Origin of the sequence: Dactylosporangium sp. NPDC000244, from assembly GCF_040300725.1 — a bacterium.
Lineage (GTDB): Bacteria > Actinomycetota > Actinomycetes > Mycobacteriales > Micromonosporaceae > Dactylosporangium.
The window spans coordinates 37,859-58,731 of record NZ_JBEPEH010000015.1 but is presented as its reverse complement, the minus strand read 5'-3'; the positions used below and the strand labels follow the sequence as shown (position 1 = coordinate 58,731).

Here is a 20,873-nt window from a genome sequence, read left to right as displayed (position 1 = left end):
GCCGAGGGACCCGGCTCAGCGCCGGGCGAGCGACACCAGCAGCCCGGGGTGATCCGTCGCCTGCCGCAGGTCCAGCGCGTCCGTGCCCGTGAGCGCGTGGTCGGCGGTGGCGATCACGTACTGCACCGACCCGTCGTCGGCGCGCACGTACCCGTCGCCGGGCACGCACCCCTGCGCGTGGTCGGCGAGGTTGAAGTCGCCTGCGGCCACGGTCGGCTCGTACCCGGCGCGCGCGTGCAGCCCCGGGATCGCGGTGCCGAAGAGGTACCGGCACTGCGCGAACGCCACCGCCGGCACGGTGTTGGCCAGGTGCGTCGTGCACGCCTGGTACGCCCCGCGCGCGTGCACGCAGACCCAGGCGCGCTCCTCGGGGTCGTTGACGTCCTGGTCCGGGTAGAGCCCGCCGTCGATCACGGTCGCGCGGCGCGGGCCGGTGACGCGGGCCAGGAGCCCGATGCCGTACTCCTCCCCGTTCACGCACGCGAACGGCCCCCCGCTGCGGCGGTCCCCGGCCGGCTCGAACGCGCGGACGATCGTGTCGCCCGGGAACACCCACGCGAGCACCGCGCCGAGGGCCTCGACGTCCCCGGCGCAGATCTCGTTGAGCGTGACCACGTCAGGCCGGTGCGCGCGCAGCTCACCCGCGGCCACGGGGACCGCCCGGCCCGTGAAGCAGCTCGCGAAGCCGCTGTCGCACAGGTTGAGCTGCAGCACGCGCAGCGGCGGGCGGGCCGCCTCGCCGGGCGCGGGCGTGGCCCCGAGCACGGCGGCCGCGACACAGGCGAGCACCGCCGCGATGCGCCGCGCCCCGCGCCCCCTCATGCCGGGCAGCATATCGACCGGGTTACGGTCGCGTCATGCCCCCGAACGCCGCCACGCTGCTGGTCTTCGGCCGCGGCGTGATGAACGACGAGGCCGGCTGGGCGCTCACCGACGACAGCCTGGCCCGCGTCCGCGCCGCCGCCGAGCACGTCGAGCGGGCCGGCGCACCCGCGCGGATCGTCTTCACCGGCGGCTGGGCCGGCGCCTCGCTGGGCGCGCCGGAGCCGCCCCCAGGCCACCGCGAGGGCGACCTGATGCTGCGCGCCGCGCGGGAGGCGGGCCTGGGCCGGGCGAGCCGCCTCCTCGCCGAGACGCGCTCGCGCAGCACCGTCGAGAACCTGCTCAACCTGGTCGAGGACGGGCTCGTCGGCGGCCCGTACAGCCCCGCCGAGCCGCTCGGGCTGGTCTCCCACGCCTGGCACCTGCCGCGGGTACGCTACCTGGCCGGCAAGATCCTCCGGCTGCGGGGCGCCGCGCTGCTCGACATCCCGGCCGCAGGGCCGTGGCAGCCCGAGCGGCTGCTGCGCCTGGGCTCCCGGCTGTGCTTCCTGGGCGCGTCCAGCCCGGCGGCCCTGCGCCGCCGCGAGCGCCTCGCGGTGGCCCTGGCCCGTCGCGCCGGCCGCTGAGTGATCTCGCCCCCGGCGGGGTATCGACCTTGGATGATCGCGCTGCTGCCGGTGTACCGCCCCAGCTTCCACCTCCCCCAGCTGCTCACCGCGCTCGGGAACGACGCACCGGCGGTGGTGGTCGACGACGGCGGCGGCCCCGGGGCGGCCGCGGTGCTGGACGCGGCGCGGGCGCTCGGCGCGACCGTGCTGCGCCACCCGGTCAACCGCGGCAAGGGCGCCGCCGTGCGCACCGGCCTCGCCCACATCGCCGAGGCGTGGCCCGGTCGCGGCGTGGTGTGCGCCGACGCCGACGGCCCGCTCGACGACAACGCCGCGTCGCACTTCAGCCCGCTCGGGGACTCGGCGCGCGTGTACCGCCCGCTACTGGCCGGGCTCTTCGGCGCCGACGCTCGCGAAGGCTAGGTCCAGCACCTGCGCGAAGCGCCCCGCGCCCCCGGCGGCGATCCAGCCCGCGTAGGCGACGTCGAGGCAGGACAGCGCGGCGAAGACGATCGCCTGGGCGGGCACGTCGCCGCCGGGGCGCTCGCCGAGGCGCTCGCGCATGATCGGGGTCAGGATGCGCGACCACAGCAGGTGCTTCTCCAGGTGCCGGGCGCGCAGCGAGGCGGAGCCGTTCACAACCCGCATCACCCGCAGCGTGCGCTCGGCGTTCGCGTCGGACAGCGCGGCGATCGGCTCCAGGGCCGCGCGCATCGCCCGCCACGGGGACTCCCCCGCCGGCCGGGCCGCGAGGGTCTCGGCGACCAGGTGCCCGGCCGCCGTCGCGTCGCCGATGACGGCGTCCTCCTTGGCCGGGAAGTACCGGTGGAAGCTGCGCCCCGAGATGCCGGCCGCGGCGGCCACGTCCTCCACGCTCGTCGCGTCGAAGCCGCGCTCGTCGAACAGCTGGAGGGCGCGCTCGGCGATCGCCGCGCGCACCGCCTCCCGGGTCTGTTCCCGCAATCCCACGTGATCAGGGTAACCCGCCGCCAAACTTGTCAGCCCCTGACAAGTTCGTCGTAGGCTGACAGCAACAGGCACGGACTGCAGAGGGGTACGGAACATGCGACAGCGCACACTCGGGCGGCAGGGTCTCACCGTCTCCGAGATCGGCTACGGCGCGATGGGCATCCACCTCGCCTACGGCCCCGGGGACGAGCAGGAGGGCATCGCCACCATCCGGCGCGCCCACGAGCTCGGGGTCACGTTCTTCGACACCGCGGAGCTCTACGGCTGGGGCGAGAACGAGAAGACCGTCGGCCGCGCGGTCAGGGACTTCCGCGACGAGATCGTCATCGCGACCAAGTTCGGATTCACCCGCGACTTCGGGTTCGACAGCCGGCCCGGCCACATACGCGAGGTCGTCGACAACAGCCTGCGCAACCTCGGCGTGGACCGGATCGACGTGCTGTACCAGCACCGGGTCGATCCGGCCGTGCCGATCGAGGACGTGGCCGGCACGGTCAAGGAGCTCATCGACGCGGGCAAGGTGCAGTACTTCGGGCTGAGCGAGGCCGGCGCGCAGACGATCCGCCGCGCGCACGCGGTGCAGCCGGTGTCGGTGCTGCAGACGGAGTACTCCCTCTTCGAGCGCGACGTCGAGGAGCTGTTCGCGACCCTGGACGAGCTGGGCATCGGCTTCGTGGCCTACTCCCCGCTCGGCCGCGGGTTCCTCACCGGCACCGCGAAGCCGGCGGACGAGTACGACCCGACCGACATGCGCCGGACCGACCCGCGCTGGCAGCCCGGCAACTACGAGCGGAACCTCGCGGCCGCCGAGCGCCTCGGGGAGCTGGCGAAGGCCAAGTGCGCGACGCTCTCCCAGCTGGCCCTGGCCTGGCTGCTGACCCGGGGCGAGCAGGTCGTGCCGATCCCGGGCACCCGCAGCGTCGCCCGGGTCGAGGAGAACGTGGCCGCCGCGGACCTGACGCTGAGCCCGGAGGACCTCGAGACGATCGGCGAGGTCCTCCCCACGGGCGGCTTCGGCGCGCGCTACGCCGGCGGTCGCACACCCACCTGGGTCTGACGGCTCAGTCGTCGCCGAGCGGGTCGAGGCCGCCGGTCAGGATCGCCACGCCGCAGTTCGGGGCCGACCAGAACCGCGACGGGCGGCCGTCGACGCGAACGTCTGCGGCCGGCGATGCCGTCGGCGGCGAGGCCGTACGCGCCCTGGAAATCAACGACCCATGCGAACCCTGATCACGGTGCCGGCGGGGCCGGTGAACACCTCCACCAGGTCACACATCTGGTGGGTCAGCAGCAGGCCCCGCCCGCGCTCGGCGGTCGGCTCGACCGGGATGCGCCCGGTCAGGGGGTCGTGCAGGAACCCGCCGTCGCTGACCTGGCACACCAGCGCGTCGCCGTCGGCCCACAGGTGCAGCACCCCGCTGCCGCCGCTGTGCCGCAGCGTGTTCGTGGCCAGCTCGGTGACGACGAACTCGAGGTCGGCCGCGCGGTCCTCGGACAGGCCCATGGCCACGGCCCGCTCCCCCACCGCGCGGCGCAGCCACCGCAGGGCGCCGATCGCGTCGTACGGCATCGCCGTGGCCGCCGCCGGGGCGACCAGCGGCGCGTTGCGCTCGGCGAGGGCCGAGTCCGGGGCGTAGTCGGCGCTCGCCGCGAGGCCCGCGATCCCGGCCAGGCTCGGGTGGGTGCGCCGGGCCGCGGCCACGTCGGAGGAGTGCAGGCCGGCGGTGTCGTACGGACACAACGCCGTCGCGTCAACCCCGACGAAGGCACGGTTGACCAGGGCCTCGTGCACGGCGACGGCGGCGCGCTCGGCGCCGGTGCGCCCCACCCACATCGGCTGGCCGAGCAGCGCGGGGCGGCGCCCGGCGTGCCGAGCGCAGTAGTCGAGCAGCGCCGGGATGATCCGGCCCGGGTTGCGCGAGGTGGCCTCGGCATCCCACCAGGTCACGCCGTCGTCATCGCCGCCGCCCACGCCGGCCCGGATGCGCTCGAGGTCGGCCCCGGGCACGGCCACGAGCACCGGCCGGTCCTCCTCGCGCGCCGCCCGCACGTAGGTGACGGTCGCGTCGAGGTACTCGGCCGCGGTGGCGTACAGCAGCGCCGTGTGCGTGAAGACGGAGCCGGTCATGCGAACACCACCGGGGCCGGCCCGCACAGGCGCACGATCCGCTCGAGGGTCGGCTCGGCACCGAGGATCCGCAGGCCGCCGGGGACCGTCCGCGCGGCCCGCAGCAGGGCGGTCACCGCGGTCAGGTCCGCGAAGCGCAGGGCGGCCACGTCGACGACGAGCGGGTGGCCGTTGGCGTGCGGGACGAGGTCCGCCAGCACGGGCTCGAGGCAGCCGCCGTTGGACGCGTCGAACTCGCCGGTGAGCCGCACGCCGAGCGGCGCCCCGGTGACGGCCAGCCGGGCCAGGGGCGCGTCGCCGTCGCCGTCCGCGGTGGCCGTGTCGGGGTGCACGCGCCCGATCTCGGCGAGCACGCCGGGCTCGAAGCGGCGGGTGTCGTACAGGCACAACCCGATCGCCCCCGTCTGCGCGTAGAAGGCGTTGATCTGCCGCTCGTAGGCGATCAGCCGCTCGTCCGCCAGGTGGCCGCGCGACCAGGCCATCTCGCCCGCGAACCGCACGCCCGCGAAGCCCTCGGCCCGGGCCTGCTCGACCACCTCGACCAGCATCGCGATCCACGCGTCGGCGTCGAACGGGCGCGTGACGTCGACGGGCGTGGAGACGAACCGGCCGAACCCGGGCACATCGGGCTCATCGAGGTCGGCCCGGTAGTGCACGATCTTGTAGTTGTCCCGCCGCCCGCCGTCGATGAAGCCGGCCAGCGCCTCGCGATGGCTGTCGTCGTCGCCGAACCGCCAGCACACGTGGTCGCCCGGGGCCAGGTCAGCAGCGGTGGCGGCGTGCGCCTTCATGCGGCCCAGAATACGGTCCTCAGACGCCCAGGCGGGAACGGAGCAGCGCCGGTTCGGGCCGGGCGAACTCGGATCATCGTGGCGCCGCCCGCGTGCAGGCCGGCCTCCGCCGCGGCGACCAGCAGGATGCCGGCGAGCACGGCGGGACGCTTCACCAGCTGCAGATCGGCGGCCCCGGGCCGGGCCTGAGGCCGGGCGCTGTGATCTACATCAGGACCGGCAATCTCGTCAGCACCAGTGATCTACGTCAGGACCAGGGCCGCCTCGCGCAGCAGGCGCCGGGCCAGGACCAGCCGGTCGGCGTCGTCGAGGCCGGGCAGGTCGCCGATGCGGTGCGGGCGGCCGTCGAAGGCGGTGCGCAGGGCCGCGGCGCAGGCGTCGGGCATCGCCAGGGTGCGGTCCGGCAGGTGTACGGCGACCCGCCCGCCCGAGGGCGCGTCGAGCCGGAACGGCAGCCCGGGCCGAGCCGCGACGTGATCGTCGGGGCCGATGCCGGGCAGCGCGGCGGCCTGGGCGACGGCCCGCAGCGGGGCCGGGCGGCCCGACGTCCACGCCGGCCCGCGCAGCTGGGACGCGAGGTCTTCGGGCGTGATGGTGTCGAGCCAGGCGTGCAGGGCCGCGACCGTGTCGGCGAGCGCGGGCGCGACCGAGTCGCCGTCGGCGGGGTCGAGGCCCATCGGCAGCCCGGCGCGCAGCGTCGGCTCGGACACGGCCAGCCGGGCGAGCGCGTCGAGGACGGTGAGCCGGGTCGGCGCGTGCAGGCCGATCGTGAGGTGCAGCGACCACTCGCCCTCGGCCGTGGCCGCGTGCACCCAGCCGCGGGGCAGGTAGAGCGCGTCGCCGGCCCGCAGCACCGTGTCGATCGCGGGATCGGCGCCGGCCGCCGCGGCGACCTCGCCGGCCACGCCGCCCCACGGCGGCCGCGGCACCGGCGCCTCCACCACGGGCGGGTGGACGCGCCACCGCTTGCACCCGCTGACCTGCAGGACGAACACGCCGTGGGTGTCGTAGTGCGGGTCGAAGCCGCGGCTCGACGGCGGGGTGAGGTACGCGTTGATCTGCACGGGCGTGCCGAGCTCCTGGCGCAGGGTGGCCGCGAACGCCACGAGCGGCGGCCACATGCGGTGCAGGCCCTGCAGCACGAGGGTGGCCCCGTCGGCGAGCAGTGCGAGGACCTTCTCGTCGTGCACCTGGTCGCCGATCTCGGCCCCGGCCCCGCCGCCGCCGGTGTAGCGGGCGGCCGGGATGACGTGGCCGTCCTTGGCCATGCGCACGAACGGGGTCCGCAGCGCCCGGGCGCCGAGGAGGTCGTCGACGCCGTCGACGGTGAGCAGGTCCCGGTAGTTGCCCAGGGAGGGCGAGAGCAGCGGGGTGCGGTCCCAGTACCGCTCGGCGAACTCCGCCTTCGCAACCGAGACGCACCGACGCAGCGCCACGCTGTCTCCTTGGGACGAATCGGACGGGGTGACCTCGGGGTTACCCATGTCCGATCGTCCCAATCGGGAACCGGCTCGTTCAGCCCTCGATCGCGGCGGCGGCCTCGCGCAGGCGGGCGGCGGTGCGCTCGGCGCCGAGGGCGACCATGGTGTCGTCCAGCGGCGGCGAGACCGGCTTGCCGACCAGGGCCAGCCGGGCGGTCATGAACGAGCGGCGGCGGTTGGTGCCGGCCTCGGCGACGACCCGGTCGAGGGTGGCGGTGATCTGCTCCTTGCCGAACGGGTCGAGCTGCTCGAGGTTCTTCGCGAACGCCTCGAGGATCGCGCGCGCGTCGGCCGCGGGCAGGCCGTGCTTGGCCAGGTCGGCGGGCTGGACCGTCACGGTGGCGGCGGCGAGCCAGTCGAGCTGCTCGGGGATCTCGGCGAGCTTCTTGGTGCGCTCCCGCAGCGGTACCACGAGCGAGCGCACGTCCTGCGCGGTCAGGCCCTCGGGCAGGAACGGCTCGGCCGCGCGCAGGAACGCCTCGTCGTCCAGGGTGCGCAGGTAGTGGCCGTTGAGCCAGTTCAGCTTGTCGATGTCGAAGACCGGGCCGACGGGGTTGACGCGGGCGAAGTCGAACGACGCCACCATCTCGTCGAACGTGAAGATCTCCTGGCCGTCGGGCATCGAGTAGCCCATGAGCGCGAGGAAGTTGACGAGGGCCTCGGGGAGGTACCCCTCCTCCTGGAACCACTTGAGCCGCGCGGCCGGGTTCTTGCGCTTGCTGATCTTCGAGCGGTCGGCGTTGCGCAGCAGCGGCATGTGCGCGTAGGTCGGCGCGGTCCAGCCGAGCCAGCCGTAGAGCAGGATGTGCTTGGCGGTCGAGCTGATCCACTCCTCGCCGCGGATGACGTGCGTGACGCCCATCGCGTTGTCGTCCACGACGACGGCGAGGTGGTAGGTCGGGAACCCGTCCGCCTTCAGGATGACCTGGTCGTCCGGCTCCGGCGGGGTGATCTTGCCGCGGATCAGGTCCGTGAACGAGATCTTGGCGTCGGTGGGCACCAGCATCCGGATCACCGGCACGTCGGTGAACCCGGGCAGCTCGGCGCGCTCCTCGCGGGTCTTGCCGTAGCACATCCGGTCGTAGCCGGTGGGGATCTTCAGCTGCTGCTGGCGGGTGCGCATCTGGGTGAGCCGCTCGGACGAGCACCAGCACTGGTAGGCGTGCCCGTCGGCGAGCAGGCGCTCGGCGACCTCACGGTAGACGGGCAGCCGCTCGGACTGCCGGTAGGGCTCCGCGGGCCCGCCCACGTCCGGCCCCTGGTCCCAGCTGAAGCCGAGCCAGTGCAGGGTGTCGAAGACCTGCTGCTCGCTGCCCTCCACGTAGCGCGTGCGGTCGGTGTCCTCGATGCGGAGGATGAACTCACCGCCGTTCTTGCGCGCGAACGCCAGGTTGAACAGGGCGGCATACGCGGTCCCGACGTGCGGGTCGCCGGTCGGCGACGGGGCGATACGGGTGCGTACGGGGGCCTCGGAAGTGCTCACCGACCGAATTTAGCCTACGCGGGCCGCCGGCCTGACCGCAGCTCCGGTTCTCGGCGGGATGATGCCGCCGGCGGCGGCGACCGGGCGGCGCGAAGGGGGCGGGCGGGCCGCGGTCCGGTCCACTGTGGACGACGAGGCCGGACGGGGGCGGGGCCCGGCTACGATCGCCGCATGAGCGGACGTTCCTACATGCTGGCGGCCCGGATGCCGATGTCACGCGAGGCGTTCGAGGCCTGGCTGGACGAGCCCGCGCCCGGCGTCGAGGCCATCGCCAACCCCGGCGCGGTCTGGGACGAGTGGACGCCGGCGTACGCGTCCGAGACCGCCCGCGAGCGCCTGGCCATCCGCGGCGCCGCCGGTTTCGCCCTGGCCCGCCACCGCGACGGGGTGCTGGAGCTGTACCTGTACGACTACTACTACAGCCCCGGCGTCGCCCAGTCCGAGCTGCTCCTGCTCGCCGCGGCCGGGCGGCGCGCCGAGGCCGAGTCGGCGGTCATGTTCTGGGGCGGCAACGTGTACCCCGACCTGCCCCTCGGCGGCGACGAGCCCATCGCCGTCCTGCTCACCGGCCCCGACGGGGCGCGCTTCACCGACCGGTACCGGCTCTCGGCCCTGCTCGAGCACCTGCGCCCGGTCGAGACCGCGTTCCTGGCCGCCGCGGGCGCCGGCGACGAGGACGCCACCTGGAACCCCGACGGCATGGTCGACCCGGCCCTGCAGCCGGCCGGCTGAGCGCGCACAGGCCACGGCGAACGCGAGCATCGGCTCTCACGCCGGGGCGTTGCGCGCGGCCAGGGCGTGGAAGAGGCGCTTGGGCTCCCAGTGCCCGTCGTCGTAGGAGCGGACGATGGCGTACGAGGCCATGTCGAGGTCGCGCGCGGGGTCCGCGCGGTGCGGCAGTGCGGGCGCGGCGAACGTGAACACGAACGCGCCCGCGGCGCCCTCCGCGTCGAGGATGCGCAGCAGGTCCATGACCTCGGCGGCCTGCAGCTCCTCGTCGCGCACGAAGTCCCCGGCGAGCCGGTCGCGGTCGTCGCGGTCGACGATCGCCCAGGCCATCCCGCCCTTCTGCTCGGCGCCGCGGTACGCGCAGCAGCCCACCTCGGTCGCGACGACCGGCTTGCCGTGCGCGAGATGCCGCCGGAACCGCTCGCCGAAGTCGTCGCGGTTGCGCCGCCCCCGGTAGGTGTCGACGCACACGAGGTCGAACGGCGTCCAGTCGACGCGTTCGATGGGCGCGGAGGCGTACGACACCCGCCCTTGAAACACCGCGCGGACCGCGCCCGAAAGCTCGGCGAGGAACGCGTTGAGCGGCTTGTTGTGCGACCCGAGCAGCCGCATGCGCGCCATCTGCCCCGGCCGGAGGCGTTCGGCGAGCGTGTCGCCCTTGAGGATGCCGCGCATGAACATGGTGAGCTCGCACCCGGCGAGCAGGACGATCCGCTCCGGCCCGAGCCGCTGCGCCGCCGCCGCCAGCTCCCGCGCGTTGGCGAGGGTCTCGGCGGCGCCGGCGTCGTGCAGGTGCGGCGAGAGCCAGACCTCGAGCCCGAGTTCGAGCGCGATCCCGGTCGCCGCGAGCAGCCGCTCCCGATCGGTCCCGGACACGCGGACCGCGTCGCAGTGCAGCTCGTCGCGGATGACCGTCAGATCGCGCCGAGCCTCCCCGTCGTCGAACGCGGGCCGCGAGTGGAACGGCCCGGTGACCGTCCCCACGTCGTAGTTGACACCCCGAATCCCCATGCGTCAACCGTAGTTGACAGGCGGTGATCCGTCAACGTCGGTTGACACACGGGGCTCGGTCGAGAGGGTTCAGGCGCCGGTGTTCAGGGCCTGGGCCACGCTCCGGCGGCGAATCCGCACCGCCACGTCGATCAGCGTCACCAGGATGATGAGCGCGCCGAAGGACTTCGCCGTCTCGTCCGCCGGGCCGGTGGCGAAGACCGGCCCCGCGCCGATCACCCACGTCATCACCGCGCACAGCACCAGGCTGTGGACCAGGTCCACGGTCCACAGCCCGGAACGCCAGCGGCCCAGCACCGCGAGCACCGCCTGCGTCGCGATGGCGAGGACCAGCAGAGCCAGGACGATCGGGCCGCGGTACCGCACGAACGCCCCGTCATAGGCGAGCGCGTCATAGGCCGCCGGGGCCGCGCGCCCGCCCGTGACCAGCCGCAGGGCCGCCGGCGGGTCCAGCAGGATCGCGGTGCCGAGGACGGCGAGGGCCACGGTGAGGATGCGGGCCGGGCGGCTCACGCGGTCGGTCGGCAGCGGGCGCGGGCGCCAGCGCGCCGGGCGGCGGCGACGCAGCCAGGCCGCGGCCGCGAAGCCCGCGAAGAGCAGGCCCAGCCACGCGAAGACGACCGGCCAGGCGGCGTCCGACGCGGCGCGGAAGTCGCGCACCGGCTCGATGAGCTCGCCCAGGAACGCGCCGAACTGGATGATGACCGTGCCGCCCGCGGCCAGCGTCAGGAAGCGGCGGGTGTCCGCGGGGTCGATCAGCGCGGCCGGCGTGCCGTATCGGGCCGCCACCTCCGCCGGGTGACCGAAGCGCCGCAGCAGCTCCGGCACGTCGTCCGCGTCGAGCGCCTCCTCGCTCAGCAGGGCGCGCAGTTCCAGGGCGACGTCGTGGCGCTGCCGGCGCGGCAGGAGCACGACGACGTCGGCCACATAGCGTGCGATCAGGTCCTCGGTGTTCATGGCGCCGCTCCGCTCTCCAGCAGTGGTTCCATCGCCTCGTTGAGCCCGCGCCAGGTGGACGTCAGCCGCTCGTAGAGCCGCAGTCCCTCGGCGCTGAGCCGGTAATACCGCCGCGGCTTGCCCTCCGCGGTCTGCCACTCGCTGCTCAGCACGCCCTGGGCCTCGAGCCGGCGCAGGAGCGGGTAGAGCGTGCCCTCCTCGATCGGCAGGCCCCGCTCGACGAGGGCCTGCCGCAGCTCGTAGCCGTAGCGCAGCGAGCGGAGCTGGGAGAGCACGGCGAGCACGACGACACCCCGGCGCAGCTCCTGTTCGAGCTTCTCGTAGACGTCCGCGCTTACCATGCGCCACACAGTACCATGTGGCACACAGCAAAAACCAGGTTGCCCGCGCTGCGAGGATGAGCGCGTGGATGTGCGACGGCTTGGGCCCGAAGATTGGCAATTGTGGCGCGATGTCCGCCTTGCCGCGCTCGCCGACTCGCCGCGGGCGTTCGCCTCGACGCTGGAGCGGGAGCAGGCCTTCGACGAGGACCGCTGGCGCGCGGGGCTGGAGCCCGCGAGGGGGCTCAAGGCCATGGCCCGCGAGTCCGACGGCGGCGCCGGGATCGTGGGAGTCTGGGTGCCCGAGGAACGCGACGGCGCGGGCGAGCTGTTCAGCATGTGGGTGCACCCGGCGTGGCGGGGGTCAGGGATCGGGGACCTGCTGGTGGCCGAGGCGCTGCGGTGGGCCGGCGAGCAGGATCTCAAGGCCGTGGACCTCTGGGTCGTCGGCGAGAACGCGGCCGCCCGGCGGCTCTACGAGCGGCACGGGTTCCGCCCGACCGGCGAGTCGCAGCCCTACCCGCCGGACCCCTCGGTCGTCGAATACGTCATGCGGCGCGAGATCAGCTGAACGCCTGGGCGAGCAGCAGGCCGACGGCGGCCGCGCCCAGGCCGGCCACGACCGAGGCGAGCACGTTCATCGCCGCGTAGAAGCGGGCGCCGTTCTGGGCCAGGCGCAGCGTCTCGTAGCTGAACGTCGAATACGTGGTGAGCGCGCCGCAGAAGCCGGTGCCCAGCACCGCCGTGACGGTCGCGTTCGCGGGCAGGCCGGCGAGCAGGCCGAGCAGCATCGACCCGAAGACGTTGACGGTGAGCGTGCCCCACGGGAACACCGAGTCGTGCCTGGACTGCACGAAACGGTCGGTGAGATAGCGCATCGGCGCCCCGATCGCGGCGCCGAGCGCGACCAGCAGGACGGTCATGGATTCCTCCCGAGGCGCCGCACGAGCGCATGGGTGGCCGCGCTGCCGGTCCACACCGCGATGAGCGCGCCGACGACGGTCACGGCCAGATACGTCAGCGCCGCCCAGGGCGAGCCGGCCGAGGCGGTCTGGTGGATCTCCACGGCATAGGTGGAGAAGGTGGTGTACCCCCCGAGCACCCCGACACCGGCGAACGGCCGGAGCAGGCGCCGCTCGGTGGCCACCTCGGTGACGATGACCATCAGCGCGCCGATCAGCAGGCACCCGGTGACGTTGACGACCAGCGTCGACCACGGGAAGCCGCCGCGGGCGTGCGGCCAGGCCTGGGCCAGGCCGAAGCGCGCGAGGGCGCCGCACACCCCGCCGGCCGAGATCGCGCCCAGCACCGGCCACGGACTCGGCCGCAGCTCGAGGCGCTGCGCGGGAACGTGGACATCGATATCGGGGTCGATCTCGGTCACGATGCTCCTCCCTACCAGGGCATGACACAGCTCCACTGGCAGGGACCGTTGGCGTCGTCGCGGTTCACCCCGGATCGTGCCGGAGTCGGCGGGCCCCACCGCCGTCGGCCCACTGTAGCTCAGCCGTCCGGGCCCGCGCCGGGCAGCGGGGCTACGCCAGCGTCTTGAGACGCCCGCCGATGCCTTCGGCGCGCTCGGTGAAGCGGGTGAAGTCCTCGTCGCCGCGGCGGTCGGCGGCGGCGACGTCCTCGAGGAGCTCGCTGTAGTCGGCCGCGGCCGCGCGGAAGCGCTTGCGGGCGGTCTTGGTCTGCTTGGGTGCGCCGTCGAGATCGACGATCTGCTGGGCCACGGCCGCCATCGCGGCGCTGAGCACCGTCCGGCCGTCCGTCGCCCGCTCGCGGCGCTCCCGGCGGGCGGCGGCGAGGCGGCCGGCGCGGCGGGCCCCGAAGTACAACACCGCCGACCCGGCCAGCACCGACCCGACGGCGGCCGCCGCCACGAGGTAGCGCGGCAGCGACGGGCTGATGGTCCGCGCGTCGGCCGGCACCACGTCGGCCTTGGCGAGCTTGTCGTAGTTGACCGCGATCACCTTGACCGCGTCGAGGGGCCGGTCGGCGAACGGGCCGATGCCCTCGCCGATGACCGACTCGGCCACGAACGCGTCGCCGAAGTGCTCGTCGCCGCTGCCGGGCAGCTGCGAGCAGCCGTACCGGTCGTAGCCGTCGGTCTTGCGGCTGATCACGAGCACGAGCGTGCCGTCGGCGGCGTGCTCCACCGCGTGGCACGCGTCGCGCAGGTCCGCGCCCGGGCGCAGCAGGATGACGACGAGGCGCCGGTTGCCGATGACCCGCTCGGCCGCGGCGACGTCGAGGCCGGTGCCCGGGTCCGCGTAGACCGACTGGGTCCGCACCTGCCGGGCGATCGGCCCGTCGAGGGCGCCGCCGCTCCACGCGGCCCAGCCCGCGAGCGCGAGACAGGCGAGCACGGCCAGCCCGAACGGGGTGGCGATCCAGCGCCGCACGGCCGCCCTCACGCGAGCGGCCCGCGCAGGTAGTCGGCCGGGCGGTAGCCGCGTACGCCCACCGCGCGGCCGACCCGGTCCAGGTCCCGCTCGGCGTCGTCGAGCAGGCCGCGGATCTGCGCGTCGGGCAGCCCGTTGCCGATGGCCGCGCGGGCGGCGCCGAGCCGCGTGATGGCGCGGGTCAGGTCCGGGTCCGTCGCGGCGCCGGTGAGGCCGGAGACCTCGACGGCGAGCGAGCTCAGCGCGGCCAGCCGGGCGGACAGGCCGGGGGCGGTGGCGCGGCCGCGGGCCGGGCCGGCGCTCGCCGCCGACAGCAGCAGGAAGCCCACGACGCAGGCCGCGAAGAGCCACGGCAGCACCGGCAGCGCCACGCGGAGGGGGTCGGCGGGGCGGTACGGCAGCGGCCGGTCGAACAGGCCCGAGTAGCGCACGTCGGCGACCCAGCCCAGGTAGGCCCCGAGGACGTTCTCGGCCGGGTAGGCGTAGGTGCTGAGCCGCTCGTCGAAGCGGGCGTAGAACCCGGACGCGGCGACGTCGGCGAAGTCGGCCTCGTGCGGGCCGTGGTACTCGATCCAGTCGCCCACCATGAGCACCAGCGGCTTGTCCGGGAACGCTTTCGCCAGGGCCGGGCCGTAGTCGGGGGCGGGCGTGTCGCGGGGCTGGGCGGGCAGCGCGACGACGAGCGCGTCGGCGGTGCCGAACGCCTCGGTGAGCCGCTTCGGCGAGACCGCGGGCAGGCCGACGGCGGGGTCGGTGTACTGCCCGCCGGCGCGCAGGGCATCCGTGACCGTGCCCAGCTCGGCGGCGGTCGGCTCGCGCCACAGCCCGTCGGCGGGCGGGGCCGCGACCTCGGTCTTGTTCAGCCCGTTGATGAGCCCGATGAGCTGGGCGGTGACGTCGTTGCGGGCGAACTGGGCCCGCCACTCGGTGAGCAGGCTGCTGCTGGACTGGTACAGCCCGCCGGTGACCTCGGTCCCCATGACCCGGATGGTGGCGTTGTCGACCTCGCGCACCTGCTTCTGCTGGTCCTTGCTGAGCCCGGGCGGCGCGACGATGATGCGCACCTCCTTGGCCCCCATCGCGGCGCGCACGGCCTGCTCGTCCCAGGTGGCGATCGACCCCGGCAGCCGGACCACGGGGTCGGCGTCGACCCGGGCCCGCATGTCCTCGACGGAGGGCAGGGTGGCGTCGGAGAGCTCGCCGGCCGAGCCCTCGGTGATCGTGGCGGTGGGCGGCGACTGGCCGTAGGTGACGTCGGCGCTCTGCCGCTGCGCGACGAGGAACGCGGTGACGCTGAGCGCGGCGATGCCCAGCAGGGTCCAGCGCACGACGCCCGAGTGCCGGCGGACGCGGTCCCGGATCGCCTCAAGCACGGCCGGTGTCCTGCCAGAGCCGATCGGCGGCGCGGGCGCACCGGGCGGCCTCCCGGGCGGCACCGGCCCCGCCCTGCCCGGCGGCGATGGACTCGGCCCGGCCCAGCAGCTCCTCGGCCGCGGCGACCCGCTCGCGGGCGGCGTCCCGGCTCACCCCGGCGACGGCGATCGCGGCCCGGGCGTCGGCCCAGGCGGCCGCGCGCTGCCGGGCGGTGGTGCGCACCCGCGGGACGTAGGCGGCGGCGAACCCGGCGACCACGAGCACGATCGCCCCGATCAGCCAGCCCACACCCGCTCCCGTCAGCCGTTTCCGGCCTCCATGATCCAGGAGGGGGTCAAGGGCCGCAAACCGTGGGGTTCTCCCGCAGGGCGGCCCGCGCGTTGCCCCGGACGTTCTCGTCCTCGTCGTCGCGGGCCGCCGCGGTCAGCGCCGCCGCCACGTGCGCGTCGGCCGTGTAGGAGCCGAGCGCCATGGCCGCGTACTGCCGCACCAGCTCGTCCTCGTCGCGCAGCGCCACCACGAGCGCCCGGCCGGCGGCGCCGCGGTCGGCGGGCGGCCAGAGCCGCAGCACATTCATCGCCTCGATGCGCGCCAGGTCGTAGGCGGACCCGTCGGCGGCCAGCTCGACGAGGAACGGGTACAGGCGCGGATCCCCAAGATGATCCTCCAGGTAGATGTTCTCGGGGGCGGTCCGGAACTCGTCGAGCAGCCGTGCCACATCGTCCATGGCGGGGATCATCCCAGGCCGTCACAGCCAGCGGTTGCGGCGCAGGTACCAGTACAGCAGCGAGCCCAGCGAGCATGATCGCGCAGCTGGCCACGAAGCCGCCGATCTTGCCGAAGCCCGGGTAGGGGACGTTCTGGCCGTAGAAGCCGGTCACGGCGGTCGGCACGGCGATGATCGCGGCCCAGGCGGCCAGCCGCTTGGTGATCTCGTTGAGCTCGGCCGCCTGCTCGTTGAGCTGGGTGTCGGCGATCCGGTCGACCCGCTCGCGGGCGGCGTCGACGGACTCCACCGTGCGCAGGGCGTGGTCGTAGACGTCCTGGTAGTACGGCGTCAGGACCTCGTCGCGCAGGTGGCTGTCGGCGCGGGAGAGCCGGCTCACCACCTCCTGCACCGGGGCCACGACGCGGCGTAGCGCGGCCAGGCTGGCGCCGAGCTCGTAGGCGCGGCGGCGCACGTCCACGTCGGTCTGGGCCTGGAACAGGTGCGTCTGCAGCTCGTCGACGGCGTCGTCGAGCTGCTCCACGGCGTGGTAGTGCCCGTCGACGACGACGTCGATCAGGCCGTACACCAGCGCGCTGACCTGGTTTCCGGCGTCCACGAGATCGGCGTTGAGATCCCAGCGCGCGATGAGCGTGTCGATGTCGAAGTCGTCCTTGCGCACCGTGACCAGCGCCCGCGGCGTGATGAACACCGCGATCTCGCCGGCGGTGAGCGTGACCGCGGTGTCGTCGACGCTCACGGCGTACATGTTGGCGAACAGATGACTGCGGTAGCGGTCCACCTTCGCGCGCTGGTGCGAGGTGATGGCGTCCTCGACGGCGAGGGGGTGCAGGCCGAACTCGTCGACAACGATCTGCAGGTCCCGCTGGTCCGGGTCGTACAGGTCCAGCCACACCACGGCCCGCTCGTCGGCGGCCAGGCGGTCGGAGAGCTGCTCGGCCGGGAAGCCCTCGTCGAGCAGCTCGCCGTCGCGGTACAGCCTGGTGCGCGTCGGGCACCGCGGCGGTACGGCCAGGCTCACGCTCGGCGCCGACGGTCCGGGCGTCTGCGGGTCGCCGGGCGCCTCGACGGGCTCGGCCATGAGCTCGTCGAGGGCCGAGAGCTCGTACTGCTGATCGGTGGTGGTGTCACGGGCCATGCAGTTCAGTTTCCCCAGCTCCGGCGCCGCGATGCCGCGCTCGCCGATTTTTTGTCGTACCCCCCGGGCACAATGTCGGTGACTTCGCAGAGTGGGGGCAAGATGATCGGCAAGCTGGAGATGGTCGTGCTCGACGCGGCCGACATCACCGGGCTGTCCGCGTTCTACCAGGCGCTGGCGGGCTGGTCCGAGGTCAGCGTCGAGGACGACTGGATCACGCTGGGCACGCCCGACGGCTGGCAGGTCGCCTTCCAACTGGCCCCCGACCACCGCGCGCCGCAGTGGCCCGGCCAGTCGCAACCCCAGCAGGCCCACCTCGACCTGCGCGTGCCCGACCTCGAGGCCGGCTCGACCCGCGCGGTGTCGCTGGGCGCGACGCTCCAGCAGCGCAACGAGGGCTGGCACACCCTGGCCGACCCGGCCGGGCACCCCTTCGACCTGTGCCTGTCCGCGGACGTGACCGGCGTGGCCCTGATGGGCGTGATGCTGGACTGCCCCGACGCCAACCGGCTGGCCCGCTTCTACTCCGCCGTGCTCGGCAAGCCGCTGACCTACGAGGCGGACGGGGTCGCGATGATCGGCGAGGACGGCGCCCAGCCGATCCTGTTCCAGCAGGTCGCCGGCTACAGCGCGCCGCGGTGGCCGGACCCGGCCCACCCGCAGCAGGTCCACCTCGACATCGAGGTGGACGACCTCGACACCGGGGAGGCGGCGGTGCTGGCGCTGGGCGCGGTGCGGCAGCCGGGCGAGGGTCGGTTCTTCCGGGTCTTCACCGATCCGGCGGGCAAGCCCTTCTGCCTGACCGTGCAGCCCTCCTGACGAGCCCGGCTCGGGCGGCCGCGTGATCGTTCGCGGTCACCGGGGCCATCGGGGCACCGTCGGCGACGGCGCCGGGCCGGCAGGGATCAGCGGGCCGCGCGCAGGTGCGGTGCGGCAGCCGAGCGCTGGCTGCTATCGGGGCACTGTGGTCTCGTCGGCGGCGGGGGCCGGACCGGCGGGAATCAGCGGGCCGCGCCGGCCCAGCGCCCAGACCAGCAGGGCGAACGCGCTCAGGACCAGGCCGGCGGTCGTGATCGCCGTCCAGCCGCCCGCCGACCACAACACGGCCGCCGCGGCCGAGCCCAGCGCGCCGCCGGCGAAGATGCCCGTGACATACGCGGTGTTCAGGCGGCTGCGGGCCTGGTGAGAGACGGCGAAGACGCGGGACTGGTTCAGGATGGCCTGGGTCTGCATGGCGACGTCCAGGATGACGATCGCCAGGATCACCAGGACGACCGAGTGCCGGGCGAAGGCGGCGACGGCGAACGACACGAGGATCGCGGCCCACGCGGCGCCGGTTGCCGGGAGGGACCAGCCGCGGTCGTGCAGGCGGCCGGCGCGCTGGGCGGCCACGGCGCCGGCCAGGCCGGCCAGGCCGAAGAGGCCGATGATCGGCGCCGGGTAGCCGAACGGCGGCCCGCTGAGCAGGAACGTCAGGGCGGTCCAGAACAGGGTGAAGGCGGCGAAGCCCGTCGCCGCCAGGACCAGCGTCCAGCGGACCGCCCGCTCGCGCAGGGCGATCGTGGCGATCGAGGCGATCAGGGCCGGGTAACGCAGGCGGTCCTTCGGCGGCAGCGCCGGGATGGCCCGCCCCAGGACCGCGGCCAGGACGACCATCACCAGCGCGGCGGCGGCGTAGACGGCCCGCCAGCCCGCCACGCCCGCGAGGAGCCCGCTGATGGTGCGCGAGGCCAGGATGCCGGTCAGGATGCCCGACGCGACGGTGCCGACCACCCGGCCGCGCTGCTCCTCGGGGGCCAGGTCGCCGGCGAGGGGGGCCAGGATCTGGCCGGCCACCGTGGTCACGCCCAGCGCGGTGATGGCCGGGAGCAGCGAGCCGATCGACGGGGCGATCGCGCACAGGCCGAGGGCGGCGGCCGAGCACAGGAGCATGATCGGGATCAGACGGCGGCGGTTCAGTACGTCGCCGAGCGGGACGATCAGCAGGATGCCCGCGGCGTAGCCGAGCTGGGTCGCGGTGATGAGCCAGCCGGCGGCGGCCTTGGAGGCGTGCAGGTCGTCGGCGATGAGGTCGAGCAGGGGCTGCGCCCAGTACAGGTTGCCGACCGCGGCACCGCCGGCGACGGCGAACAGGAAGATGAGCGAGCGGGGCGGCGGGGCGGTCACCGTCCCATTCAAGCGGCCGTCGCGCGGCGCGCCATCGCCCGAACCGGTCGCGACACCACGGCGGCCTCGCGCAGGTTGCCTGGCTCGCGCTCGGCGGTCGCCTTCATGTCCGTCTCAGCGGCGCAGGCGGGACGGGAACGGGGACGGGTCGCACAGCGCCGCGCGGGTGCCCGTCGCCTCCAGGATTCTCGCGGGCAGGCCGGTCGGGTCCAGGACGCGGAAGCCGCAGCCGTGTTCGGCGGCCAGGTCGCGGGCGTCGAGCAGGGCGCGCAGGATGGCCGGGTCGATCAGGGTGGCCCGGTCGATGTCGACCTCGACGGCGTTGATGCCGCTCGTGATGGCGGCGCGCAGGACGGCGGCCAGCCGGGGGCGGTTCAGGCGCTCGAGGCGACCGCCGGCCACGACGAGGACGGTGCGCGACTCCGGGCGGTTCCGCGTGGTGATCCAGCCGGCTCGGTCGTCGCCCGTGGCCATCGTCGCTCCCGTCTCGTCGTGCGCTCGTGCAGGACACCGGCGTCGTCGGCGTCGTGGGCACCGGCGCGCCGGCCGGCGGCGGACGCCCGGCGCGGGCCACGCCGGCGGGGCCCGGGCATGACTACGCGGACGCATGCCGCGCCGGCGAGGGCCGCGGCGCCCACTGCGAGTGTGCCCAGCGTGACGGTGGGCAAAGGGTGGTCACTACCGCGAAAAGCGAACGATCACCGTGTGGTTAGCTCAAAAGCGAAGGTGCGTTATCCGGACAGGAACGTCACTGAGCGGGTAACGTGCCGGAAACTGGAGGTGGTTCGTGAAGTCGACCGCAGGTCAGTCTGGTCTGGTGGAGATCCGCACCCGGGACCGGGACGTGATCGCGGATGCGCTGAACCGCATTGTCACGCACCGCGCCCGGATCACGTTCACGGATCCGGCCGAGGTTGACCTGTCGATGCGCTCGCGCGAGGACGGCGAGCTCGGAGGGCTGCGGGTGCGGCTCGGCGGCGTGGGGTATTCGGCGGCGTCGGAGCCGGTCGGGTACCTCCTGGCGGGCATCGTCGAAAGTGGTGAAATCACGGTCCGTGTCCGGGGACGGGATATCCAGCTGGGCCCCGAGGACGGCATGCTGTTCCCGGTGAGCCATCCGTTCGTCGGCGAGTACGGACGGTCGGCGATGGGCGCGGTGAGCCTCCCGCTGCCGTATGCGGCGGATCTGGCCGAGGCCGAGACCGGGCTGCCCGCGGCCGACCTGCGATTCGAGGGGGCGTTACCGGTGTCGGAGGCGATGCGGCGATATTGGGCCGGCACCGCCGCCTACCTGTCCCGCCAGCTCACCACGCCCGGCCTGGATCTCCCGCCGCTGCTCGCCGAGCACCTGCGGCGCCTCGGCGCGGTCACGATGCTCAGCGTGTTCCCGAACACGACGATGACCGCCGCGCGCACCCCCGCCGACGGCCGCGTGGCCCCGGCCGTGGTCCGCCGCGCGAAGGCGTTCATGGAGGAGAACCCGGAGCGCCCGCTCACCGTCGCCGAGGTCGCCGCCGCGGCCGGGGTCGGCGCGCGGGGGCTGCAGGTCGCGTTCCGGCGGCACCTCGGGATCACGCCGATGGAGTATCTGCGCCGCGTCCGCCTCGAGCGCGTCCACCGCGAGCTGCGGGCGGCCGGGCCCGGCGACGGCGTCACGGTGCGCGAGACCGCACGGCGCTGGGGCTTCGCCAACCCGGGCCGCTTCGCCGCTGAGTACCGGGCCGTCTACGGCCAGCCGCCCAGCCGGACCCTGCGGGTATAGCC

Annotated in this window: 25 protein-coding genes; 7 read left to right on the top strand and 18 right to left on the bottom strand. The window is 74.4% G+C overall.

Annotated features, from left to right (window positions below; genetic code table 11):
- Positions 1 to 15: 15 nt before the first annotated feature.
- Complete coding sequence (locus ABT369_RS22170; RefSeq protein ID WP_350614469.1) at positions 16 to 822, bottom strand: endonuclease/exonuclease/phosphatase family protein; 807 nt, start codon at positions 820 to 822, stop codon at positions 16 to 18.
- 35 nt (positions 823 to 857) lie between these two features.
- Here ABT369_RS22170 and ABT369_RS22165 point away from each other — a divergent pair, with 35 nt between their 5' ends.
- Complete coding sequence (locus ABT369_RS22165) at positions 858 to 1,448, top strand: YdcF family protein (protein WP_350614467.1); 591 nt, start codon at positions 858 to 860, stop codon at positions 1,446 to 1,448.
- Between the two features lie 33 nt (positions 1,449 to 1,481).
- Positions 1,482 to 1,853, top strand: a complete 372-nt coding sequence (locus tag ABT369_RS22160; protein ID WP_350614465.1) for a glycosyltransferase — start codon at positions 1,482 to 1,484, stop codon at positions 1,851 to 1,853.
- Here the strand turns inward: ABT369_RS22160 and ABT369_RS22155 are convergent.
- The gene (locus ABT369_RS22155; RefSeq protein WP_350614464.1) at positions 1,812 to 2,399 is read right to left on the bottom strand and encodes a TetR family transcriptional regulator; all 588 of its coding nucleotides are present in this window, start codon (positions 2,397 to 2,399) and stop codon (positions 1,812 to 1,814) included. The two genes, ABT369_RS22160 and ABT369_RS22155, sit on opposite strands and share 42 nt — an antisense overlap.
- Before the next feature lie 94 nt (positions 2,400 to 2,493).
- Here ABT369_RS22155 and ABT369_RS22150 point away from each other — a divergent pair, with 94 nt between their 5' ends.
- The gene (locus ABT369_RS22150; RefSeq protein ID WP_350614463.1) at positions 2,494 to 3,456 is read left to right on the top strand and encodes an aldo/keto reductase; all 963 of its coding nucleotides are present in this window, start codon (positions 2,494 to 2,496) and stop codon (positions 3,454 to 3,456) included.
- Between the two features lie 4 nt (positions 3,457 to 3,460).
- Here the strand turns inward: ABT369_RS22150 and ABT369_RS22145 are convergent, their stop codons facing one another.
- The 5 genes from ABT369_RS22145 to gltX all read right to left on the bottom strand — a co-directional run bounded on the left by ABT369_RS22145 (position 3,461) and on the right by gltX (position 8,282).
- Positions 3,461 to 3,610 (bottom strand): hypothetical protein, encoded by a 150-nt coding sequence (locus tag ABT369_RS22145; RefSeq protein WP_350614461.1) that lies wholly within the window; start codon positions 3,608 to 3,610, stop codon positions 3,461 to 3,463.
- Complete coding sequence (locus ABT369_RS22140; RefSeq protein ID WP_350614459.1) at positions 3,607 to 4,527, bottom strand: anti-sigma factor RsbA family regulatory protein; 921 nt, start codon at positions 4,525 to 4,527, stop codon at positions 3,607 to 3,609. The genes ABT369_RS22145 and ABT369_RS22140 overlap by 4 nt, the downstream gene beginning before the upstream one ends.
- Positions 4,524 to 5,318 carry an MEDS domain-containing protein gene (locus ABT369_RS22135; protein WP_350614458.1) on the bottom strand — a complete coding sequence of 265 codons (795 nt, stop codon included), beginning with the start codon at positions 5,316 to 5,318 and terminating at the stop codon, positions 4,524 to 4,526. The genes ABT369_RS22140 and ABT369_RS22135 overlap by 4 nt, the downstream gene beginning before the upstream one ends.
- Positions 5,319 to 5,560: 242 nt before the next feature.
- The gene (locus tag ABT369_RS22130) at positions 5,561 to 6,802 is read right to left on the bottom strand and encodes a cupin domain-containing protein (RefSeq protein WP_502891804.1); all 1,242 of its coding nucleotides are present in this window, start codon (positions 6,800 to 6,802) and stop codon (positions 5,561 to 5,563) included.
- A 31-nt stretch (positions 6,803 to 6,833) separates the two neighbouring features.
- Positions 6,834 to 8,282 carry a glutamate--tRNA ligase gene (gltX, locus tag ABT369_RS22125; RefSeq protein WP_350614455.1) on the bottom strand — a complete coding sequence of 483 codons (1,449 nt, stop codon included), beginning with the start codon at positions 8,280 to 8,282 and terminating at the stop codon, positions 6,834 to 6,836.
- Positions 8,283 to 8,453: 171 nt separating this feature from the next.
- Between gltX and ABT369_RS22120 the strand changes: the two genes are divergently transcribed.
- The gene (locus ABT369_RS22120) at positions 8,454 to 9,014 is read left to right on the top strand and encodes a hypothetical protein (RefSeq protein WP_350614454.1); all 561 of its coding nucleotides are present in this window, start codon (positions 8,454 to 8,456) and stop codon (positions 9,012 to 9,014) included.
- 36 nt (positions 9,015 to 9,050) lie between these two features.
- Here the strand turns inward: ABT369_RS22120 and ABT369_RS22115 are convergent, their stop codons facing one another.
- From ABT369_RS22115 to ABT369_RS22105, 3 genes are all read right to left on the bottom strand, one after another.
- The gene (locus ABT369_RS22115; RefSeq protein WP_350614452.1) at positions 9,051 to 10,022 is read right to left on the bottom strand and encodes a glycoside hydrolase family 113 protein; all 972 of its coding nucleotides are present in this window, start codon (positions 10,020 to 10,022) and stop codon (positions 9,051 to 9,053) included.
- Positions 10,023 to 10,091: 69 nt separating this feature from the next.
- On the bottom strand, positions 10,092 to 10,979 hold the full coding sequence (locus ABT369_RS22110) for a hypothetical protein (RefSeq protein WP_350614450.1): 888 nt from the start codon (positions 10,977 to 10,979) through the stop codon (positions 10,092 to 10,094).
- Positions 10,976 to 11,320, bottom strand: coding sequence for a PadR family transcriptional regulator (locus tag ABT369_RS22105; protein ID WP_350614448.1), 345 nt, complete (start codon positions 11,318 to 11,320; stop codon positions 10,976 to 10,978). Before ABT369_RS22105 ends, ABT369_RS22110 begins: the two co-directional genes overlap by 4 nt.
- A 100-nt stretch (positions 11,321 to 11,420) precedes the next feature.
- On the opposite strand from ABT369_RS22105, the gene ABT369_RS22100 reads away from it, so the two are divergent.
- The gene (locus tag ABT369_RS22100) at positions 11,421 to 11,870 is read left to right on the top strand and encodes a GNAT family N-acetyltransferase (protein WP_350614447.1); all 450 of its coding nucleotides are present in this window, start codon (positions 11,421 to 11,423) and stop codon (positions 11,868 to 11,870) included.
- Here ABT369_RS22100 and crcB read toward each other — a convergent pair.
- From crcB to ABT369_RS58000, 6 genes are all read right to left on the bottom strand, one after another.
- Complete coding sequence (gene crcB, locus ABT369_RS22095) at positions 11,863 to 12,222, bottom strand: fluoride efflux transporter CrcB (protein WP_350614445.1); 360 nt, start codon at positions 12,220 to 12,222, stop codon at positions 11,863 to 11,865. The two genes, ABT369_RS22100 and crcB, sit on opposite strands and share 8 nt — an antisense overlap.
- Entirely contained in the window at positions 12,219 to 12,683 is a 465-nt protein-coding gene (locus tag ABT369_RS22090; RefSeq protein ID WP_350614443.1) for a fluoride efflux transporter FluC, read from the bottom strand. The genes crcB and ABT369_RS22090 overlap by 4 nt, the downstream gene beginning before the upstream one ends.
- Positions 12,684 to 12,834: 151 nt before the next feature.
- Entirely contained in the window at positions 12,835 to 13,704 is an 870-nt protein-coding gene (locus ABT369_RS22085) for a hypothetical protein (protein WP_350614441.1), read from the bottom strand.
- Positions 13,705 to 13,712: 8 nt separating this feature from the next.
- Entirely contained in the window at positions 13,713 to 15,077 is a 1,365-nt protein-coding gene (locus ABT369_RS22080; protein WP_350614440.1) for a hypothetical protein, read from the bottom strand.
- Positions 15,070 to 15,366, bottom strand: coding sequence for a DUF6403 family protein (locus ABT369_RS22075; RefSeq protein WP_350614439.1), 297 nt, complete (start codon positions 15,364 to 15,366; stop codon positions 15,070 to 15,072). The genes ABT369_RS22080 and ABT369_RS22075 overlap by 8 nt, the downstream gene beginning before the upstream one ends.
- A gap of 11 nt (positions 15,367 to 15,377) precedes the next feature.
- Complete coding sequence (locus ABT369_RS58000; RefSeq protein WP_502891803.1) at positions 15,378 to 16,943, bottom strand: magnesium transporter CorA family protein; 1,566 nt, start codon at positions 16,941 to 16,943, stop codon at positions 15,378 to 15,380.
- Between the two features lie 102 nt (positions 16,944 to 17,045).
- On the opposite strand from ABT369_RS58000, the gene ABT369_RS22060 reads away from it, so the two are divergent.
- A complete protein-coding gene (locus ABT369_RS22060; RefSeq protein WP_350614438.1) occupies positions 17,046 to 17,762 on the top strand; it encodes a VOC family protein in 717 nt (238 codons plus the stop codon).
- A 132-nt stretch (positions 17,763 to 17,894) separates the two neighbouring features.
- Here ABT369_RS22060 and ABT369_RS22055 read toward each other — a convergent pair whose 3' ends face one another.
- Together ABT369_RS22055 and ABT369_RS22050 are read right to left on the bottom strand one after the other, a co-directional pair.
- Positions 17,895 to 19,109 carry an MFS transporter gene (locus ABT369_RS22055; protein WP_350614437.1) on the bottom strand — a complete coding sequence of 405 codons (1,215 nt, stop codon included), beginning with the start codon at positions 19,107 to 19,109 and terminating at the stop codon, positions 17,895 to 17,897.
- A 114-nt stretch (positions 19,110 to 19,223) separates the two neighbouring features.
- Positions 19,224 to 19,583, bottom strand: coding sequence for an STAS domain-containing protein (locus ABT369_RS22050; protein ID WP_350614435.1), 360 nt, complete (start codon positions 19,581 to 19,583; stop codon positions 19,224 to 19,226).
- Between the two features lie 343 nt (positions 19,584 to 19,926).
- Here ABT369_RS22050 and ABT369_RS22045 point away from each other — a divergent pair, with 343 nt between their 5' ends.
- Complete coding sequence (locus tag ABT369_RS22045; protein WP_350614434.1) at positions 19,927 to 20,871, top strand: AraC family transcriptional regulator; 945 nt, start codon at positions 19,927 to 19,929, stop codon at positions 20,869 to 20,871.
- Positions 20,872 to 20,873 lie beyond the last annotated feature (2 nt).

Coding starts and splice junctions, on each gene's coding strand:
- ABT369_RS22115 (WP_350614452.1), bottom strand. CDS start 10,022: ATGGGGATTCGGGGTGTCAACTACGACGTGGGGACGGTCACCGGGCCG.
- ABT369_RS22105 (WP_350614448.1), bottom strand. CDS start 11,320: ATGGTAAGCGCGGACGTCTACGAGAAGCTCGAACAGGAGCTGCGCCGG.
- ABT369_RS22150 (WP_350614463.1), top strand. CDS start 2,494: ATGCGACAGCGCACACTCGGGCGGCAGGGTCTCACCGTCTCCGAGATC.
- ABT369_RS22160 (WP_350614465.1), top strand. CDS start 1,482: ATGATCGCGCTGCTGCCGGTGTACCGCCCCAGCTTCCACCTCCCCCAG.
- ABT369_RS22165 (WP_350614467.1), top strand. CDS start 858: ATGCCCCCGAACGCCGCCACGCTGCTGGTCTTCGGCCGCGGCGTGATG.
- ABT369_RS22120 (WP_350614454.1), top strand. CDS start 8,454: ATGAGCGGACGTTCCTACATGCTGGCGGCCCGGATGCCGATGTCACGC.
- ABT369_RS22060 (WP_350614438.1), top strand. CDS start 17,046: ATGATCGGCAAGCTGGAGATGGTCGTGCTCGACGCGGCCGACATCACC.
- crcB (WP_350614445.1), bottom strand. CDS start 12,222: ATGACCGTCCTGCTGGTCGCGCTCGGCGCCGCGATCGGGGCGCCGATG.
- ABT369_RS22130 (WP_502891804.1), bottom strand. CDS start 6,802: ATGGGTAACCCCGAGGTCACCCCGTCCGATTCGTCCCAAGGAGACAGC.
- ABT369_RS58000 (WP_502891803.1), bottom strand. CDS start 16,943: ATGGCCCGTGACACCACCACCGATCAGCAGTACGAGCTCTCGGCCCTC.
- ABT369_RS22050 (WP_350614435.1), bottom strand. CDS start 19,583: ATGGCCACGGGCGACGACCGAGCCGGCTGGATCACCACGCGGAACCGC.
- ABT369_RS22110 (WP_350614450.1), bottom strand. CDS start 10,979: ATGAACACCGAGGACCTGATCGCACGCTATGTGGCCGACGTCGTCGTG.
- ABT369_RS22135 (WP_350614458.1), bottom strand. CDS start 5,318: ATGAAGGCGCACGCCGCCACCGCTGCTGACCTGGCCCCGGGCGACCAC.
- ABT369_RS22170 (WP_350614469.1), bottom strand. CDS start 822: ATGAGGGGGCGCGGGGCGCGGCGCATCGCGGCGGTGCTCGCCTGTGTC.
- ABT369_RS22140 (WP_350614459.1), bottom strand. CDS start 4,527: ATGACCGGCTCCGTCTTCACGCACACGGCGCTGCTGTACGCCACCGCG.